Annotated in this window: 21 protein-coding genes; 12 read left to right on the top strand and 9 right to left on the bottom strand. The window is 39.8% G+C overall.

Features of this window, described 5'->3' with window-relative positions; translation table 11 throughout:
* The 5 genes from OB69_RS18760 to OB69_RS18095 all read left to right on the top strand — a co-directional run.
* Nucleotides 1–232 (top strand): hypothetical protein (locus OB69_RS18760; RefSeq protein WP_185096930.1); only part of this gene is annotated, 232 nt, incomplete at its 5' end.
* Between the two features lie 148 nt (nt 233–380).
* On the top strand, nt 381–1,031 hold the full coding sequence (locus OB69_RS18110) for an FKBP-type peptidyl-prolyl cis-trans isomerase (protein ID WP_053225165.1): 651 nt from the start codon (nt 381–383) through the stop codon (nt 1,029–1,031).
* Nucleotides 1,032–1,285: 254 nt separating this feature from the next.
* Nucleotides 1,286–2,329 carry a hypothetical protein gene (locus tag OB69_RS18105; protein ID WP_053225164.1) on the top strand — a complete coding sequence of 348 codons (1,044 nt, stop codon included), beginning with the start codon at nt 1,286–1,288 and terminating at the stop codon, nt 2,327–2,329.
* 27 nt (nt 2,330–2,356) lie between these two features.
* The gene (locus OB69_RS18100; protein WP_053225163.1) at nt 2,357–3,271 is read left to right on the top strand and encodes a phytanoyl-CoA dioxygenase family protein; all 915 of its coding nucleotides are present in this window, start codon (nt 2,357–2,359) and stop codon (nt 3,269–3,271) included.
* A gap of 85 nt (nt 3,272–3,356) precedes the next feature.
* Nucleotides 3,357–4,757, top strand: a complete 1,401-nt coding sequence (locus OB69_RS18095) for an MBL fold metallo-hydrolase RNA specificity domain-containing protein (protein ID WP_053225162.1) — start codon at nt 3,357–3,359, stop codon at nt 4,755–4,757.
* A gap of 241 nt (nt 4,758–4,998) precedes the next feature.
* Here OB69_RS18095 and OB69_RS18090 read toward each other — a convergent pair whose 3' ends face one another.
* The 3 genes from OB69_RS18090 to OB69_RS18080 all read right to left on the bottom strand — a co-directional run bounded on the left by OB69_RS18090 (nt 4,999) and on the right by OB69_RS18080 (nt 6,222).
* Nucleotides 4,999–5,340, bottom strand: a complete 342-nt coding sequence (locus OB69_RS18090) for a RidA family protein (RefSeq protein ID WP_053225161.1) — start codon at nt 5,338–5,340, stop codon at nt 4,999–5,001.
* A 118-nt stretch (nt 5,341–5,458) separates the two neighbouring features.
* Nucleotides 5,459–5,785, bottom strand: coding sequence for a HesB/IscA family protein (locus OB69_RS18085; RefSeq protein WP_053225160.1), 327 nt, complete (start codon nt 5,783–5,785; stop codon nt 5,459–5,461).
* Nucleotides 5,785–6,222, bottom strand: a complete 438-nt coding sequence (locus OB69_RS18080; RefSeq protein WP_245620851.1) for a hypothetical protein — start codon at nt 6,220–6,222, stop codon at nt 5,785–5,787. Before OB69_RS18080 ends, OB69_RS18085 begins: the two co-directional genes overlap by 1 nt.
* A 90-nt stretch (nt 6,223–6,312) precedes the next feature.
* Between OB69_RS18080 and mce the strand changes: the two genes are divergently transcribed.
* The 3 genes from mce (at nt 6,313) to thiL (ending at nt 9,066) form a co-directional block, all read left to right on the top strand.
* Nucleotides 6,313–6,714 carry a methylmalonyl-CoA epimerase gene (gene mce / locus OB69_RS18075; protein WP_053225158.1) on the top strand — a complete coding sequence of 134 codons (402 nt, stop codon included), beginning with the start codon at nt 6,313–6,315 and terminating at the stop codon, nt 6,712–6,714.
* A 66-nt stretch (nt 6,715–6,780) separates the two neighbouring features.
* Nucleotides 6,781–7,857 (top strand): DUF418 domain-containing protein, encoded by a 1,077-nt coding sequence (locus OB69_RS18070; RefSeq protein WP_053225157.1) that lies wholly within the window; start codon nt 6,781–6,783, stop codon nt 7,855–7,857.
* A 159-nt stretch (nt 7,858–8,016) separates the two neighbouring features.
* Nucleotides 8,017–9,066: a thiamine-phosphate kinase gene (gene thiL, locus OB69_RS18065; protein WP_053225156.1), complete on the top strand. Its 1,050-nt coding sequence runs from the start codon at nt 8,017–8,019 to the stop codon at nt 9,064–9,066.
* Here thiL and OB69_RS18955 read toward each other — a convergent pair.
* Nucleotides 9,040–9,792: a J domain-containing protein gene (locus tag OB69_RS18955; RefSeq protein WP_053225155.1), complete on the bottom strand. Its 753-nt coding sequence runs from the start codon at nt 9,790–9,792 to the stop codon at nt 9,040–9,042. The genes thiL and OB69_RS18955 overlap by 27 nt on opposite strands.
* A 131-nt stretch (nt 9,793–9,923) precedes the next feature.
* Here OB69_RS18955 and OB69_RS18055 point away from each other — a divergent pair, with 131 nt between their 5' ends.
* Nucleotides 9,924–10,775, top strand: coding sequence for an aminotransferase class IV (locus tag OB69_RS18055; RefSeq protein ID WP_053225154.1), 852 nt, complete (start codon nt 9,924–9,926; stop codon nt 10,773–10,775).
* Here the strand turns inward: OB69_RS18055 and OB69_RS18050 are convergent.
* The 5 genes from OB69_RS18050 to OB69_RS18030 all read right to left on the bottom strand — a co-directional run bounded on the left by OB69_RS18050 (nt 10,750) and on the right by OB69_RS18030 (nt 14,916).
* Nucleotides 10,750–11,043, bottom strand: a complete 294-nt coding sequence (locus OB69_RS18050; protein WP_053225153.1) for a hypothetical protein — start codon at nt 11,041–11,043, stop codon at nt 10,750–10,752. The two genes, OB69_RS18055 and OB69_RS18050, sit on opposite strands and share 26 nt — an antisense overlap.
* 161 nt (nt 11,044–11,204) lie before the next feature.
* The gene (locus OB69_RS18045) at nt 11,205–11,567 is read right to left on the bottom strand and encodes a hypothetical protein (RefSeq protein ID WP_053225152.1); all 363 of its coding nucleotides are present in this window, start codon (nt 11,565–11,567) and stop codon (nt 11,205–11,207) included.
* A gap of 25 nt (nt 11,568–11,592) precedes the next feature.
* Complete coding sequence (locus OB69_RS18040; protein WP_053225151.1) at nt 11,593–12,318, bottom strand: RluA family pseudouridine synthase; 726 nt, start codon at nt 12,316–12,318, stop codon at nt 11,593–11,595.
* Nucleotides 12,318–13,898, bottom strand: a complete 1,581-nt coding sequence (locus OB69_RS18035) for a peptide chain release factor 3 (RefSeq protein WP_053225150.1) — start codon at nt 13,896–13,898, stop codon at nt 12,318–12,320. The genes OB69_RS18040 and OB69_RS18035 overlap by 1 nt, the downstream gene beginning before the upstream one ends.
* Nucleotides 13,899–14,001: 103 nt before the next feature.
* Complete coding sequence (locus OB69_RS18030; RefSeq protein WP_053225149.1) at nt 14,002–14,916, bottom strand: lysophospholipid acyltransferase family protein; 915 nt, start codon at nt 14,914–14,916, stop codon at nt 14,002–14,004.
* 216 nt (nt 14,917–15,132) lie between these two features.
* Here OB69_RS18030 and OB69_RS18025 point away from each other — a divergent pair, with 216 nt between their 5' ends.
* The 3 genes from OB69_RS18025 (at nt 15,133) to OB69_RS18015 (ending at nt 18,515) form a co-directional block, all read left to right on the top strand.
* Nucleotides 15,133–15,753, top strand: a complete 621-nt coding sequence (locus OB69_RS18025) for a hypothetical protein (protein WP_053225148.1) — start codon at nt 15,133–15,135, stop codon at nt 15,751–15,753.
* A 166-nt stretch (nt 15,754–15,919) separates the two neighbouring features.
* Nucleotides 15,920–17,836, top strand: coding sequence for a molecular chaperone DnaK (gene dnaK, locus OB69_RS18020; RefSeq protein WP_053225147.1), 1,917 nt, complete (start codon nt 15,920–15,922; stop codon nt 17,834–17,836).
* A gap of 127 nt (nt 17,837–17,963) precedes the next feature.
* Nucleotides 17,964–18,515, top strand: coding sequence for a TetR/AcrR family transcriptional regulator (locus OB69_RS18015; protein ID WP_053225146.1), 552 nt, complete (start codon nt 17,964–17,966; stop codon nt 18,513–18,515).
* Nucleotides 18,516–18,557: the final 42 nt, after the last annotated feature.

Below are 18,557 nucleotides of genomic sequence, written 5' to 3'. Positions count from 1 at the left end.
GATAGTAGTAGCCTCTTACTCGGTAGGCAACCGTTACGGCAAGTTATACTTAGAAGATCTGAAGGCAGAATACCCTAATGCAGGCCTGTTTACCAGTCAAAAGCGCCAGCTCGACTACCTCTACATCGAAAGCCTGAATGACTTCGACAAGGCCATCGCCCGAATGAAAGAAATCAGAAACAACACCCAATTCAAAAACAGCTGGGTACATATTGTGAGGTTGAGTAGGTAAGTAGAATAATATGTGCAACAAAATAAAAAGAGCAGCCAGACGGCTGCTCTTGATGTTTACATTCAGGGGGCTTAACATTTTTAAAGAGGTTGTTCTAGTAATGTTCTATTTGTAAATTGGCTTTTCTTGAAGTTAAAAAGCTCTTACCATGAAATCATTCTTGTTCACCTTTAGCGTTTGCCTATTTCTTGCTTTTCAAACGGCCTCTGTTTTTGCGCAGAAGACGGTAGAAAAGTATGAAAATGGTGAGAAGAAGTACCAAGGTAGAATGGCGGACGGGATCAAAATTGGTAAACATTCCTTTTGGTACGAAGACGGTTCCAAGAAACGAGAAGAAAAATATAATGACCGCGGAATTTTAATTCAGCTAAAGGAATGGGATGAGGCTGGAAATATTGTGACGGATGAAAACCCTGAGGAGAAGTTTGAGAAAATAAGAGAGGATCAATTCAATAGCATAACGTGGATTGAGGTAAAATATAACTTAGGACTCTCAAAGGTGAAAGGAGAAATCCATACAGAGCCTATTTTAGAGCCTAGTGATATGGTTTTACACTACGCTACTTATTTAGAGAATGGGAAAGAAATTGACAGCTCCTTCAGAACAAAAAAGCCAATAGGTATTAATCTAAAAAAGAGCGACTTGATTGATGGTTTTCAGGAAGGACTCAAGTATTTTGAAGAAGGGGATAATGGTTTTATAAAAGTACCCGCACGAATGGCATATGGATCAGAAGGTACTCGTGAAGTGCCTCCTAACTCAACCCTTATTTTTCAGGTATACATTTTAAAGCGGTAACTGATAACTAGAAACCGTTATTGTTTGGTCATTGTGAGAAATAAGCGTTGCGCTAGCAAGAGCTGATTACGAAGCAATCTCTGGTACTACAAGTCAACATTGAGATAACTTCACGTAAACATCATCACTTCGATAGGCTCAAGCAGGTTTGCAAATACGCTGATTGGAGACGGCTGAAGTTCACTATTTTCTCTTAACTCGTAATCCTTAACTACTCAACCCTAATTACTATCTTAGAGCAAAGAGACATTGCAATGGCCCTGATCAGTAAAAAGAAGATTCCCTTTAAAATAAGCGAGGAGTTACGCGCCTACCTTTTGCGCTATAAACGGCTCATCGAAGTGCCTATTCAGTACGATGATTTACTGAGGTATAACAATGCCATTCCACTTTACAACTCTAAAGGAGACGATACCCTTTGGGAAACGGTTTTCTATCCACAAGACGATATGAAGGACATTTACTTGGCCCTCAAAAAAATCTACTCTGTGCTAATGGCTGATGGAGATGTTGGAGTGATGGAACATTTAAAAGTGGATCGGGTAGACCTTTGTGCTTTCGGTAATACAAAGCCTTTCAGGGTGCGCATTGTAAATCAGATCAACGATAACTTTGATTACTTCTATGTAAAAAATGCCGATGCATCTAGAATTTATGGGCTAGAATTGGAACACTTGCTTTCCCCCAACCGAATGAGTTATGTGGTTCATAAAAACACTTTAATCGAAGAACACATTGTAGGTATTCCTGGAGATGAGTTCATCAAAAACCATATGAACAGTAAAATGCTGAACGAGATTAGGCTGGCCAAAGAGTTTGTGAAATTCAACGAAAGGTGCTTCGTTCGGCTTTTGGGCGATATGCACTCTAGTAATTTCGTGGTAAATGTAACTCCTGATTTTGAAGAAGTGAGCTATAGATTGAAAGCTATAGATTTCGATCAGCAATCTTACGAGGGCAGGAAAAGTGTGTACCTTCCTCAATATTTCAAACAGAATAATAAACTCATTGAATTAGGGCTTAAGCACATGACTCCCGAAACAGTAAAGCAATATCAGAAGGAAGAACGCTCATTGATTGCCAACAGACTTAGGGTCGAGCGTTATCGGGTGTTAGACCTTATCAATGCCATGATTAACGATACGCTGGCTTTTCCTGAGCAGGTGAAAAAGCTTAGGAGAGACCTTGCCAAATACTACAATGAAAAGGCTTTTTTAAAGTGTGATAATATGGGTGAAATTGTGAGAAGGAGCCTTTGGATGGTGATTAAGAAGCCAGATTTATATGGCGAAAAGTGATGTGAAAACCTGCCTAATTTTACTTTTATGAAGACAGAGATTATTAATAAAGAAGATTTTTTAAAATGTGGCTATGCCTTACTAGAAGAGTCCATCCCAACGGAAATACTTAATAGGTTTAGAAGTATAGCTGACGAAATAGAAACTAAAGCACTGGAATATTATAAGCAAGGTGATACCTTATCAGGCGCTTGTGTTATCGAGGATTCTGTAGGGCCACGATTAATGCGTTTCGATGACCTCCATTTCCATTATACAGATGACCTTAACCGATTGCTGGCCACCCCTGTGTTTTTAAAATTGATAAAAGAACTTTGCGGGCCTACTGCCATTATTCTTCAGGCTGATATTCTATACAAGCATCAACACCCTCACCCTGTAGTGAAATGGCATCAAGGAGCTCCGAATGACCCAAATCATGCTTACTTAAACATCGGAATATATTTAGACGATTCTGATCTGAACGATGGATGTTTACGATATGTGCCTGCAACACATACTGAATTGCAGGACATTGAGTCAATTGAAAGGGATTACGGTTGGAATCCTCCAAATGTAGTGCAAGTTCCTGCCAAGGCTGGAAATGTTATGGTGCAAGAAATGATGGTGTTACACAGTTCAGAACCTAAGCGTTCACCTGGGGCTAGGCGAACAATTTATGTAGAAGTAAGGCCTTATGCGGCAACACTGGAAGACGGAAAGCAGGATGAGCATTGGATAGAATTGCGTAGGCTTTGGATGGGAGAAATTCTGAAAAATGATATTGAGGGTGTTTTCACTGATAAAGAGAAGGCTTTCTTTGGCGGAAATGCAAGTTTATCAGCTCATGAATTAATGAAAGAAATTACAGAGCATCGTTGCCCACCTATTCCAGCGGTTTACAATTATAAACCTACAAAAGGTCCAGACTATCCAATTCCTGCTGATTTAGTAGCGTACTGATTTTGCCTCTACATATGATATTTATCATTGAGGATTATGAATATTGTTAATTCGGTTTCACATTGAGAACTGTTAATTTGATGCTATGGATGTAAGGTTAAAGTTTTTAGGCGGAGCCCAATCGGTTACCGGTTCAAAATATTTACTAGAACTTGATAAAAAGAAGTTGTTAGTGGATTGCGGTTTGTTTCAAGGCTTAAAAGAACTTAGGCTCAGAAACTGGGATGAATTTCCGATGGACGCTACAACGATAGATGCCATCGTATTAACACATGCTCATATTGATCATTCTGGTTACCTGCCAAGAATAGTAAACGAAGGCTTTAACGGACCGATTTATTGCACAGAAGCGACTGCCTCACTTTTAGAAATCCTGCTTATGGATGCCGCAAAATTGCAAGAGGAAGAAGCCGAATTTGCTCAACACAAGGGCTATTCAAAACACAATCCGCCTTTGGCACTTTTCAATACGCAAGATGCAAAAAAGGCACTCGACATGGTGGTGCCCATAACTTATCAAGAGCCGGTTAATGTTTTAGAGTCCGTAACGGCCACTTTTTTCGATGCAGGTCATATTCTTGGGTCGGCCATTGTGTCGCTTAATATTCAAGGAGAAACCCAGCAGAAAAAAATTGTGTTCTCTGGCGATTTAGGGCGCTATAATCAACCCCTGTTAAAGGATCCCTATGCAATACACGATGCAGATGTGCTTTTTATCGAATCCACTTATGGCGACAGAGATAATGTAGCCGAAGATATTGAAGGCCAGCTGGCCAGTATTGTAAAAACCGCATTCAACAACGATGGCTGTTTGCTGATTCCTTCTTTTGCCGTAGGTAGAACTCAATTACTGCTCTACTATTTCCACCGATTATTAACCACCAATCAGATTCCTGCATGCGATGTTTACATCGACAGCCCAATGGCCATTAGTGCAACTAACTTGCATAAAATTCACCGTGACGACCACAAATTGAGCATTGGACGGGGCGAACATGAGTCAATTTTCGATTACCCTCGCTTCAAGTACTTCCGAACTCAAGATTCTTCCATGAGCATCAACAGCATAGAAAGGAATGCCATCATTATTTCAGCTAGCGGAATGTGTACAGGGGGTAGAATTATGCATCACTTGTTCAATCGTTTGTCACGAAAAAATGACACGCTTTTGTTCGTTGGTTTTCAGGCAGAAGGAACAAGAGGTCGAAAGATTCTTGATGGAGAGCCTACCTCTCGTATTTATGGCATTGAAGTGCCTGTAAAATGTCATGTCGAACATATCAATGGGCTATCAGCGCATGCCGATAGAGGTGAGTTAATGCGTTGGGCAGGCCAGTTTGAAGAAGCGCCTAAAATGACTTTTGTAGTGCATGGTGAATTGAAAAGTGCCCATCACCTGTCGTTAAAACTCAAAGAGGAATTGCAATGGCCAAACGTAATGATTCCACGGTATTTGGAAAGCTTTGAGCTTTTTACGGGAATTTAATTTTAAAGCGAGTTTTAAGATTGATATGCAGGTCTGATCTATTCGATGCCGACCTTAGAGGATCGGTCGGTACCGAAGGTCAGACCGTGAGCTAAAAGAAAATGTTCTTTATTTCTTGTTTCTTTCTGTGCCAACACCGTAGCTTGGGTATATGCCTACGGAATGATGGTGCCGTATAGTGCAAATTGCGCTAATGTGCTCCTCTTCAAAACAATAGAGCCCGATAAAGCTTAAGATATAACTACTTCGCTGCGGTGATTATGATTTCAACAAGTAAACCTTCTCTGGGAAATTGTGCTTCAACACAGGCCCTTGCTGGTGGGCTATCGGGTGTTACCCAAGCATCCCAAGCTTCATTCATAGCCGCTACTTGAGACTTGTCCGAAATATAGATTGTGGCCATTAAAGCCTTCGATTTGTCAGAGCCGGCAGTGGCTAATAAAGCATCTATTTTACTTAAAACACTCTGAGTCTGGGTCTTCATGTCCTGAGTGGTATCATCAGGAATTTGACCAGCCAAGTAGATTGTATCGCCATGAATCACAATCTGACTCATTCGGTTTGATTTATTAAGCTTTTCCATGTCAAAATCATTTGTTTTTGAATGTTCAAGCTATTGAATTCTTCTCAAATATGGGTTTTTACTAACAAAAAAGGTGTCCTTTCGAGACACCTTTTTCAATTCAATATTTTGAAAATGCTTATACCGAAAAGCTCTCTCCGCAACCACAAGTGCGCGAAGCGTTCGGGTTTACAAACTGAAAACCTTTTCCGTTCAGTCCGTCAGAAAAATCGAGCGTAGTACCCAATAAGTACAAAAGGCTTTTTCTATCAACTAAGATTTTAATGCCTTTGTCTTCAAAAACCTCGTCTTTTTCCTTTATTTCTGAATCAAAATCAAGGTCATACATCAGGCCAGAGCAGCCTCCGCCTTGCACCGAAACTCTAATGTTATTGTCGTTCGATTTTCCTTCCTTAGAACGAAGCTCGAAGATTTTCTCTTTTGCTGAATCTGTTACTGTTATCATTAGGCTACAGGATTAAGTACTATACTAAAAACGGTTATGGTATTAATATCGCGTCCATAATATAATTTATCGAGCGCATCGTACATATTGCCCGCTCTGAAATACGAAGTGTGCAATTCTTTTTCACCCTTCGCAATCCACTGAACGGTGTAAGACTGGTATTTATCTTTGTAAGACTTTACGTAGTCCAACATTTTTCTCAACGCATCGAGCTTATCAATGCCCAATACAGACTGAAAAAGAAAAGATTGATTGTGCCTTGGGCTAATTGTAATCAGGTCGAGCTTGGTTTTACCCTCGCTCTGCTGAAACTCAAAGCTCAATTCACTTCCTTTAATACTTAAATGGCTTTCAATCTCGCGTTGAAGCTTAATACTCTCTACATGGATATCTGTTCCGGCACCCGTCATATGCATTGATTTTTTTATGCTGTCCAAATGCGATAATTTGGACTTCGATTAGAAACAGGCACAAGGCCTCGAAAGTTTCCTTTAATTTACAAAGATAGTTAATGATTCAATAAGTCTATGCGAAAGATAGAACACATCGGCATTGCCGTAAAGAACCTAGATAATTCCAACACGCTATTTGCTAAGTTGTTTGGCGAGCCTCATTATAAGATAGAAGACGTGCTTACGGAAGGGGTGAAAACCTCCTTTTTTCAAGTAGGGCCCAATAAAATCGAATTACTGGAAGCTACCAACCCCGACAGCCCAATTGCTAAGTTTATAGAAAAGAAAGGCGAAGGCATTCATCATATTGCTTTTGATGTGGAAGATATTGAAGCTGAAATTTCCCGCTTAAAAGCGGAAGGTTTTACCGTGCTCAACGAAACACCCAAAAAAGGAGCCGATAATAAAATTGTTTGTTTCCTTCACCCAAAGTCTACAAATGGTGTTTTAGTAGAACTTTGTCAAGAGCTTGGCTAGTTGTTTTTTAAAAAAGAAGGCAACCATTTATGGCTTGTTTGCATCTAGGTTATAATTGATTTTTTTATGAAACAAAGAATTATAGGACTTGATGTAGCCAGAGCTTTCGCAGTAATTGGTATGATCATCGTGAATTTCAAGATGGTTTTAGGCAAGCAAGGAGCCGAATGGGCGCAGCTTGTAACAGGTGTTTTTGAAGGCAAAGCAGCGGCTACCTTTGTAGTATTGGCTGGTGTGGGTTTAGCACTAATGTCAAATACCCCCTTTCGTAATAATGACCTTCAAAAACTCAAACAAGCAAGGATAAGAATTACCAAACGAGCCCTTTTTCTTTTCTTGGTTGGGCTTTCCTATATGGATATTTGGCCCGCAGATATTCTGCATTTCTATGGTATTTACATGTTTCTTGTCATTCTGTTATTGAAAGCAAAGCCAAAGATTGTTTTGGGCACTGCCATTTTCTTGATTTTGGTCTATCCATTAATGATGCTGATCTGGCAATATGACACGGGGTGGGATTTTGAAACTTTTGAATATTCAGGTTTCTGGACTTTGGAAGGCTTTGTGAGAAACTTGTTTTATAACGGCTATCATCCTGTATTTCCTTGGGCAGCCTTTATGCTAGTTGGGCTATGGTTCGGAAGACAAGATTTACACGATGCTTCTTTTATCAAAAAAACTATGTGGATCAGTCTGTCGACTTTTGTGTTTATACAGTTAACATCTTATGTTTTAATTCATCTACTCTCTGATGGAGATGCTGTTTTAGCCAACGAATTGAGTCAAATTTTAGGCGACAGTCCTATGCCGCCTTTACCTATCTATATGATTTCCGGTAGCAGTATTGCCCTCTTTGTTATTACACTTTGTATTAGGTTGGGCAAAAAATTCGATAGTAATAAAGTCATTCAAGCTTTCAACAGTACGGGGCAATTGGCTTTAACTTTTTATGTGGCTCATGTGGTAATAGGCATGGGTTTGGCAGAGGAAATAGGGATACATGAATTGGGGCAATATCCTGTAGAGTTTTCTCTTATTTATGCTTTGGTGTTTAGTTTATTCTGTATACTATTTGCTGTAGTTTGGAAAAAGTATAAAACAACAGGCCCATTAGAATGGCTTCTTAGAAAGGTGGTGGGATAAAAAAGTCAATCTCTAATTTTTAATAACCTTCTTCTTAGCCACAAGTTCCTCTAATTGACTATTGACTATTGACTATTGACTATTGACTATTGACTATTGACTATTGACTATTGACTATTGACTAAAATAGTATCTTTGCGACCGAAACGAGGAAAAGCCATGTCAGAAAGTAGAACAGAATTATCTCAACTAGGTGAATTTGGATTGATCAATCGATTAGCCGAGGGAATTAGCACCCAAAATCACAGTACTGTGATGGGCATTGGAGACGATGCCGCGGTAATCAATACTGGTGATCAGTATGGTTTATTGGCAGCCGATATGTTGGTGGAAGGAGTGCATTTTGATTTATCTTATGTGCCGTTACAGCATTTGGGCTACAAAGCTATTTCGGTAAACGTTTCTGATATTGCCGCCATGAACGGTAAACCAGAACAGGTAACCGTTTCTTTAGGCTTGAGTAATCGTTTTTCGGTAGAAGCCATTGAAGCCCTTTACGAAGGGATGAAAGCAGCTGCCAAAGCATTTCAAGTAGATATTGTAGGCGGAGATACCACCACTTCAAAAAGTGGACTGATCATTTCTATTTCGGTTTTTGGTAAGGTGGAGAAGGAAAAAGTAGCCTACAGAAAAGGAGCGAAAGTTGGCGATATTCTTTGCGCTACTGGCGATTTGGGAGGTGCCTTTATGGGGCTTCAGGTAATGGAACGAGAAAAGCAGGCTTTTATGGCCAATCCAAATTTGCAGCCGCAATTAGAAAACTACGAGTACATTGTTCAGCGCCAGCTAAAACCTATTGCCAGAATGGATATTATTCATGAATTGGCTGAGTTTGGTGTAGTACCTACTTCTATGATTGATATTTCGGATGGACTGGCTTCGGAGTGTTTGCATTTGAGCACTCATTCGGGCGTAGGTATTCAGATTTATGAAGATAAAATTCCGATCGACCGACAGACTTATGAAACTGCAGTGGAGTTTAATCTCGACCCAATTACTTGTGCCCTGAATGGAGGAGAAGATTACGAATTGCTTTTTACAATCAAGCAAGAAGATTACGAAAAGTTAGAAAAACACGAGGACATCCATTTTATTGGCCATACGCAAGAGTTAACTAAGGGGAACAGATTGGTAACTAAAAACAATAATTTGGTGGAATTAAAAGCCCAAGGCTGGAATCATTTAAGCGGCCAAAAGGAAGATAACTAAGGTAAGGCTGAAAAAGCAGCCGATAATGGCAGCATTAAATTTTCGTTCGGGTTTTGTGTTGGGAATAATTCCGAAAATTCCAGCCAGCAACACAAGCCCCGCCATAAAGAATATCATTGAAGGGGTGTTATAGGTGAATTGAAATCGCATTTCGCTTGCCCTTTTGTATTTGAGGAAACCATAAATGTGGCTCTTCTTCATTTCAAGAATTTCGCCCGCATAAATTGAGCTTCCGTAAGTTACAGTCTTAAAGCTGCCGGCTGTGGTTGCCACATTCATAAAATAACGACCGCCATTTCTACCACTGTAATCACTCACTTTGGCATATTCAACTTCTACATTGCCTAAATCGCGTTGAACGAAGAAGTCAAAGAAGAAGGTTAAACTGAAAACCAGCGCTAATGCACATAATCGCGTGCTTTGTTTAGCATAGATTTTAAAATTGGTAGGGACGGGCTGAGGTTCAGTCTGGTAATACTGCCTTTGGGCGGGTTCTTCAAAATCTTCGAAATTGATAATTATCGTTCCGCTGTCATAATGCAATCGGGCTTCTGCATCGCCTAAAACTTCATAAGCTTCTTTCACTTCTTGAAAAACAGCAACAGCTTCCGGGGATGGGTTTACATCGGGGTGAAGCTCGAGTGCTTTTTGCCGATATGCCTTTTTAATTTCTTGCTGATCAGCGTTTTCGGTAACCCCCAATATTTGATAGTAGTCTTTAGCCATTTCAGCAAATCGAGCAATTTTTCTTTAATCTATAATTTTTCGGGCTAAAGGCTGATACCTCATCAGTTTTTCTGCAATGGTAAGACTCAGTTTTGAAAATTTAGACATATTTGCTCCATAATTTTTCAGCTATGCAAGCGATCCAATTCTTCAACGGTAAATTTGTTCCAAAAGAGTCAATAACCTTTTCAATTGATGATGTAGGCATATTACGCGGTTTCGGAATTTTCGATTATTTCAAAGTGTATAATGGAGCGCCTGCTTTTATGGAGGCTCATTTAAACCGTTTTGAAAGCTCTGCGCGTTTGTTGGGAATGGAAATTCCTTTCTCTCGAAATGAAATAGAAACTGCCATTTTTAAGATTATTCAGCACAATGAGTTTCCCCTTTCGGGTGTCAAAGTATTGATGACCGGTGGCGCTTCACCCGATGGTTTTTCGGCTGGAAAGCCCAATTTAGTCATTACCAATACGGCAGTTTCGGAAACGAATCCATCGTTTTATGCAGAGGGAGTGAGTTTAATGACACATCAGTTTACCCGCGAAATTCCCCAAGTGAAAACCACCAATTATGCTACCGCAGTTCGGTTAGAGCCCATATGGAAGCAGAAGGGGCATATTGACGTGCTTTATCATGATGGCCATTATATCAGTGAGGTTTCGCGTAGCAATGTGTTTTTAGTAGAAGAAAACAAACTGATTACAAATGAAGAAGGCGTTTTGCCTGGGATTACCCGAATGAATGTGGTGAATTTGGCTCCTCAGCTTGGTTTTAAAGTTGATGTAAGGCCAATTGCTTTATCAGAAGTTTTGGCAGCTCAAGAAGTTTTTATAACAAGCACAAATAAAAAGGTAATGCCTGTGGTAAAAATTGATGATCAAGAAATTGCTGACGGAAAAGTAGGAGCTAAATCGAAACTACTGATGGAAGGCTACGCTAAGTTATTAGCTGAAGAAACTAAGCAACCGTCATTTCAAAACTGATTACATCTAAAAGTACATCCATGATTTGCGCAGGCAATTGCTTTTTTACTTCCTTATAGCGGTAATTAATAACATGGCCATCTTCAAGCTGAAAAGCGATTCTTCCTGTTTGTTCACGACTTTCAAATATCAGGATTTCGAGCACGGTATTGTCAATGCCATTGCTATAAGTGTTATTGATTCTCCATGTTAAACCTGTCCTCATGTCCGAAAGCTTGGTCAGCAGACCGCGCACCATGTTTCTTGTTTCTTCCGCAATTTCCCCCATACATCAATTTAATGGAATATATTGAAAAGAGAACGAAGAATTTGAGGATTGGTTATGAAGCGCTATAGCCTGTAAACCCTCCAAAAGTTGAAATAACAATATTGACAATGTTAAATCACCTAGTCAAATGCTAAAAGGAGAACTTTTGGAGGGTTCGAGATTTAATCTTCAGGATAAGGGATAAAAAGGAAGTTGGTGAATTCCTGATCTACTACGAAAAGGCAGCAAAATTCATCAGGATCTTTGTAAGCCTTTTTGAACGCCTCTTCATCTTCTACCAGTTTGCGCTGCACAAATTCATCTAAGTAGGTAATAGAGTAGTTCCAAGTAGTGTTCATTTCATTCTTTCCTATTAATAGTTGCCCAACAGAGATGTCGGTTTTAGAAATAGGGAAGATTGGGAATTCAGAGAACCCCCTCTTTTTTACTTGGTAAGCCGCTTCTTTCAATGTATCGGCCACCAGCACAAAATCCTTGGTAATGGTGCCCAAGTATTTGCCGTTTAATTCTGGATCGTTCTGCATGTTTTAAAATGGGCTTTTGTATTAATTAGTAAATTTTATCTACGTTTTTGTCCTTGATTTTGATCTTCTCTAAGGTTAGGAATTGCTCCCAAAACTGATCGTTTGGTAAACCAGCGCGGATGATCAAAGGCTCTTTTTTTATTGGGTGTTCAAAGTAAAGGCCTTTGGCATGTAGGTTAATGCTTTTGTCTGGATTCGGTTTAGAAAAACCATAACGCAAATCGCCACGGATAGGGCAGCCCAACTCAGAAAGTTGAACCCTAATCTGATGCGGACGACCAGTAATTGGTTTTACTTCAATCAGGTAATGATCGTTCAATTTACCTAAAACCTTAAAATCAAGTTCGGCTTTTTGCGAACCTTCTTCTTGGTAATCGTAGGCAGTGGTAATGTTTTTACTCGGATCTTTTTTCAACCAACTGATTAATTTCCCTTCGGGTTGTCTTGGTTTTCTTTTCACCACAGCCCAATAGGTTTTTTGCACTTTTCTGGTTGAGAAAAGTTTGTTCATTCTTTCCAGTGCCTTTGAGGTACGAGCAAAAACCACAATTCCACTTACGGGCCTGTCTATTCTATGAACCACGCCTAAAAACACGGCCCCAGGCTTATTGTATTTCTCTTTTATGTAGTCTTTGCAGTAGTCTACCAATGGCTTGTCGCCAGTGTTATCACCTTGAACCAGTATTCCAGCAGGCTTATTCACAATCAGCAGATGATTGTCTTCATAGATAGGTTGAACTATTTTTTCCATTAGAATTCGCTAGTAAAGTGAAAATCAATTTCAGGAAAATTATCCTGAACCATTTGTAACCAAGCCCTTGATTCAGCCATAAATACCAGTTTACCATCTTTATCTCTAGCAATATGGCGTTGTTTAGAATCAATAAAGGCCTCTAGTTTTTTAGGGTCTTTAGATGAGAACCAACAGGCCTTATGTACCTGAATTGGCACAAAATCGGCAGAAGCTCCATATTCGTTTTTCAATCGGTATTGAATTACTTCAAACTGAAGCTGTCCTACTACACCCACTGCTTTTCTAGACCCTAATTCATAACTGAACAACTGCGCAACACCTTCATCCATAAGTTGGTTCAAGCCCTTTTCAAGTTGCTTGGTTTTCATGGCATCGCGGTTAATTACTTCGCGGAAAATCTCTGGAGAGAAACTAGGGATGCCTTTGTAAGTTCCTTTTTCTCCTTCAGAAAGCGTATCCCCAATTTTGAAGTTGCCGGTGTCGTACAAGCCTATGATGTCACCTGGCCAAGCCTCGTCAATGGTTTCTTTATCCTGCGCCATAAAAGCGGTGGCTTGCGAAATCCTAAACTTCTTATCCTGACGGGTATGGTAATAATTGCTTCCTCTTTCAAATTTACCTGAACATATTCTCAAGAAAGCAATTCGGTTTCTATGCTTTGGATCCATGTTGGCATGTACCTTAAAGATAAAACCCGTAAACTTTTCTTCTGTGGGTTCAACCAGTCTTTCGTCAGTACTTCTGGCCAGTGGTTTGGGTGAAATTTTAAGGAAAGTGTCTAAAAGCTCTTTCACTCCGAAATTGTTCACGGCAGAGCCAAAGAATACAGGAGCGATTTCTCCATTCAAATAGGCGTCTACATCTAAGTCGCCATATAGGTCTTGTAGCAGCTCTACATCTTCGCGAAGCTGATTGGCGTCTTTTTCTCCAATATGTTTTTCTAAATCGGGGCTGTTAATGTCCGATAACTTTACGGTTTCCTCGTAAAGTCTTTGCTTGCTAGGCTGAAAAAGCCTTAAGCTTTTGTCGTAAAGGCTGTAAACCCCTTTAAAGTTTTTTCCGATACCGATTGGCCAACTGAGCGGATGAACATTGATGTTTAAGCGGCCTTCAATTTCTTCCAATAAATCGTAAGGGTCTTTGCCTTCTCTATCCATTTTATTGATGAAAGAAATCACAGGCGTGTTACGCATACGGCAAACTTCCATCAGTTTTTCTGTCTGGATTTCCACACCTTTTACGCAATCCACCACCATCACAACAGAATCAACTGCTGTTAGTGTTCGGTAAGTATCTTCAGCAAAATCTTGGTGACCAGGAGTATCGAGTAGGTTCACCTTCATGCCTTCATATTCAAAAGCCATTACAGAAGTGGCCACAGAGATACCTCTCTGCTTTTCTATCTCCATCCAATCGGAGCGCGCATGCATATCGATTTTGCTGGATTTTACAGCTCCAGCCTTCTGAATTGCTCCACCAAAAAGAAGTAGTTTTTCAGTCAGAGTAGTCTTTCCCGCATCGGGGTGACTAATAATTCCGAAAGTTCTTCTTTTTGCTATCTCCTCCTTTAAACCCATACGCTTTTTGAATTAAGCTGCAAAGATAAAAGAAAAAGTGCGAGGCACATGCTGTTTGCTTAATGTATGGATGTTCGAATTCTTGACCAACGGCAGGATAGCTTTAAACCTTAATTTCAGCCAGTTGATCTTTAACCGTTTTGGCTTCGTCTAATTCTTCTGGCTTACGCTTTCTTTTCCAGCGCTTGTGCGTCCAAAGCCAGTATTGAGGATCTTCAATAATTTGTTTTTCTAGACACTTGGTGTGAGCTTCTGTGATTTCGCCATGTTTACATAAAGTAGGTTCGTCAAAAAGCAATTCAAGCTTAAATTCATAATAACCGCGTTTTACTTTATTGATACCCCCATAAAGAACAGGATAGTCTTTTTCTTTAGCGAATTTTTCAGCGCCAAACATTACCGGAGTGTCCTGATTCAAAAAGCGAGTCCAGTACACCTTCTTAGCAATGCTGGGCGATTGGTCAGACCCGAAAATAGTAGCCGTGAGTTGGTTGTCATTCGCGAAAAATGCTTTCACCTCAGGGCGAGGAATAAGCTTCAAACCAAACTTGCATCTCGATTTTAACACTTTATTGTCTATAAACTTGTTCCCCAGTTTGTGGTAGATCGCCACACTTTGGTGTTCAATGTAATGATCGATTCCAACGGCCAGCATTTCCCAATTGTTATAATGGCCACCCACAATAATCACACTTCGGTTGGCATCAGCAAACGGTTTTAAAATTTCAGGGTTGACAACCTTGAAACGAGCCAATGTTTCTTCTTCAGTAATACTGAAATTCCGAAAACTCTCAAATAGGAAATCTGTAAAGTGGCTGTAAAATTTCTTTCTAATTTCCTTAATCTCCTTTTCTGACATATTTGGAAAAGAGTTTTTGAGGTTAGTGGTCACCACTTTTTTTCGATAGCCAAAAATTCTATATATAAAGAAGCATGAAATATCGGAAATCACATAAGTGAGCCGCAATGGTAATAGCGATACTGGCTTAACAAAGAGGTAATAAAAAATAGCAGCCATATTTTTCTGTCATTTGTTTAGCAAGTTAGGCATTCAGAGCGTAGTCAGGAAAATATGGTTCAAAATCTGAGTTTAGGTCAAAATAGGTGTAGGCTATTTGAAAGCAACTGCAATTATTGATTGTTGTATTAGTTGGTTTTAGAGATTAATAGTTTTAACTTTTGTTCGAAAATATTTAATCATATTTATTGTATAATAAAAACCTAACCTTACCTCATGAGCACAGTACAATTGAATTTTGTTAACAAATCCAACGATCAGAACAACTCAGAGATCGTTATTTTTCAGAAAAACGTAGCCGCAGACTTCGATGAAATTGCAGTAGCATGGAAAGTTATTAAGAACTGTGGTCAAGGAGACTACCATCCTTTTACTTATTCAAGTTTATATCAAGTAGCCATGAGCGATAGTTACGGAAATTACACTCCAAAATTATCTGCCATGCCTGGGCAGGCTTTCGAAATGGTTTTGGCGCCTTCTGGTGATTTAATTCAATACTCAGGTCCAGCCACTGCAGCAAATCAAATTGTGCTTAAAAATTCTCTTCAAAAGGGAGCCGTGAGTGGTTATGTTTATAGAGATGGGAGTGTGGCTGCTTTGAAATCAAATATTGTTCCTGCTCAACAAGCAGCTTTTGAATTCAAACCAACAATTTTTATTGGAGTAGCTTCTCAAATCACTCAAGGTCAAATCATGAATTCGGCTATAATTAGTATTATTAATACAGAGATTTCACTTTTAGGCATTGCCTCTGCCGATATTGTAATGACAGGTGGCGGATCTGGAGCGAATGCTACTCCTTTTACCTTCACTTTGGAAAACGTTGAGATGGCTTAAAACTGGTTTTGGCCTTGTAAAACAGAAGTCTAGTCAGTCGGCTAGATTTTTTTTGTGTCCGTTTCTGTCATTGTGTCACCAAATGTCAGGCTAATTCCTTTGGCACAACCATTGATAAATACGGAGTGAGTTTAAATAGCAACAGAAAAGAAATCATTTATACATCATGGGAAAAATTATTGGAATTGACTTAGGAACTACCAACTCGTGCGTTGCCGTAATGGAAGGTAATGAGCCTGTGGTAATCCCTAATAGCGAAGGAAGAAGAACAACCCCGTCTATTGTGGCATTTTTGGACAATGGTAACGGAGAGCGTAAAGTGGGTGACCCTGCGAAAAGACAGGCGATCACTAACCCTAAAAATACTGTAAGCTCTATTAAGAGATTTATGGCAAAGAAATTCTCGAATGTTTCTGAAGAACTAAGAGGTATTTCATACGAAGTTGAAAAGGGGAATAACGACACCGTAAGAGTAAAAATCGGTGATAGAATGTATACTCCTCAAGAGCTTTCTGCAATGATTCTTCAGAAAATGAAGTCTACTGCCGAAGATTATTTAGGAACAGAAGTATCAGAAGCAGTAATTACTGTACCTGCTTACTTTAACGATGCTGAGCGTCAGGCTACAAAAGAAGCTGGACAAATTGCTGGTTTAGAAGTAAAGAGAATTATTAACGAGCCTACTGCAGCAGCTTTAGCATATGGCTTGGATAAAAAAGACAAAGACCAAAAAATCGCTGTATACGATTTAGGTGGAGGTACTTTCGATATCTCAATCTTAGAATTGGGCGATGGCGTGTTCGAAGTGAAATCTACTAATGGTGACGTTCACCTAGGTGGTGATGACTTTGACCAAGTAATCATCGACTGGTTGGCAGATGAGTTTAACAAGGATGAAGGAATTGATTTGAGAAAAGACCCAATGGCTCTTCAGAGATTGAAGGAGGCTGCTGAGAAAGCAAAAATCGAATTGTCTTCTTCTAACTCTACTGAAATCAACTTGCCTTACATTATGCCGGTTGACGGTGTGCCAAAGCACTTGGTAAGAACATTGTCAAGAGCAAAATTTGAGTCTTTAGCAGATAACTTGGTAAAGAGATCAATGGAGCCAGTGAAAAAGGCTTTGTCTGATGCAGGTTATAGCACAGGAGATATTGATGAAGTAATCTTGGTAGGTGGTTCTACAAGAATCCCTAAAATTCAGGAAGTAGTAGAAGCATTCTTCGGTAAAAAACCTTCAAAAGGTGTAAACCCTGATGAGGTTGTAGCGATTGGTGCAGCGATTCAAGGTGGTGTGTTAACTGGTGAAGTAAAAGATGTATTGTTACTTGATGTAACGCCTCTTTCACTAGGTATCGAAACCATGGGTGGTGTGTTCACTAAATTGATTGAGTCGAACACTACTATTCCGGCCAAGAAATCAGAGGTTTTCTCTACTGCTGCCGATAATCAGCCTTCTGTAGAAATTCACGTATTGCAAGGTGAAAGACCAATGGCGAAAGACAACAGAACCATCGGTAGATTCCACTTGAGTGATATTCCACCAGCACGAAGAGGTGTACCTCAAATCGAAGTAACTTTCGATATCGATGCCAATGGTATCATGAGCGTTTCGGCTAAAGATAAAGGCACAGGCAAAGAGCAGAAAATCAAAATTGAGGCTTCTTCTGGTTTAACAGAGGAGGAAATCAATAAAATGAAGCAAGAAGCTGAGGCCAATGCTGAGTCTGACAAAAGGGAAAAAGAGAAGGTTGAGAAATTGAACACCGCTGACTCATTGATTTTCCAAACAGAAAAGCAATTAGAAGAATATGGCGACAAGCTTTCAGAAGGCAATAAAAAGCCAATCGAAGAAGCCCTTGCTAATTTGAAAACTGCTCACGGAAGTCAAGACATTGCCGGTATTGATGCCGCAATGGAAACCTTGAACAAGGCTTGGGAAGCTGCTTCTCAAGAAATGTACGCTGCGAGCCAAGGAGCTGACGCTGCAGGTGCGCAAGGTGGAGCAGATGCAAATACTGGTGCCAGTGACGATTCAAAGTCAGGTGATGTATCTGATGTAGAGTACGAAGAAGTTAAGTAGTACTCGATTTAATATAAATGAGAAGCCAACTGTTGAAAGACGGTTGGCTTTTTTTGTTTTTATTGGAGTGGAGGAAAATAATTTTTGAATCACTAGACTAATCGGTCTATTTTTATTTACTTTGAGCATGCTATCGACAAAGGACAAGCTTATTCAGGTAACCGCAGGATTAATCCGAAGAAAGGGTTATTCCGGAACGGGTATTTCTGAAGTGCTGAAAGAAGTGGGTGTACCTAAGGGTTCGCTATACCACCATTTCCCTGATGGTAAAAACGGGCTTATTCGCCACGCCATTCAATATGGAGGCGAAGCACAAATGCTTAAGTATGGTGAGGCATTAAGGGGCAAGCCTGCACTAGAAGGACTGTCGGCAATGGTAGATGTAATGATTAATGATTTGCTTGAATCAGACTACAAAGACGCTTGCCCGATTACTGCGGTAGCAGCTGTGGCCACTTCAATGGATGAAGATATTCGTTTGGCATGCGAGAATATCTTCAAAGGCTGGCAAGAAAATTTGGCAGGTTACTTAGAACGCAGAGGAGTATCTAAAGCCAACCAAAAAGCAGAGCAGTTATATGCAATGTTTGAAGGCGCCTTTGTTTTAAGCCAAGCACATAAGGACGTTAAATACCTTAAAAACCAGAAAATATATATTCCTATTATTCTGAATAGCTAAAAATTTTTTAACTCAAAATTAGACAGACTGGTCTATTAATGT

Source organism: Roseivirga seohaensis subsp. aquiponti (assembly GCF_001267955.1).
GTDB lineage: Bacteria > Bacteroidota > Bacteroidia > Cytophagales > Cyclobacteriaceae > Roseivirga > Roseivirga seohaensis.
Note: the sequence above shows the minus strand (reverse complement) of the source record. Positions and strands in the feature narration are given on the sequence as shown.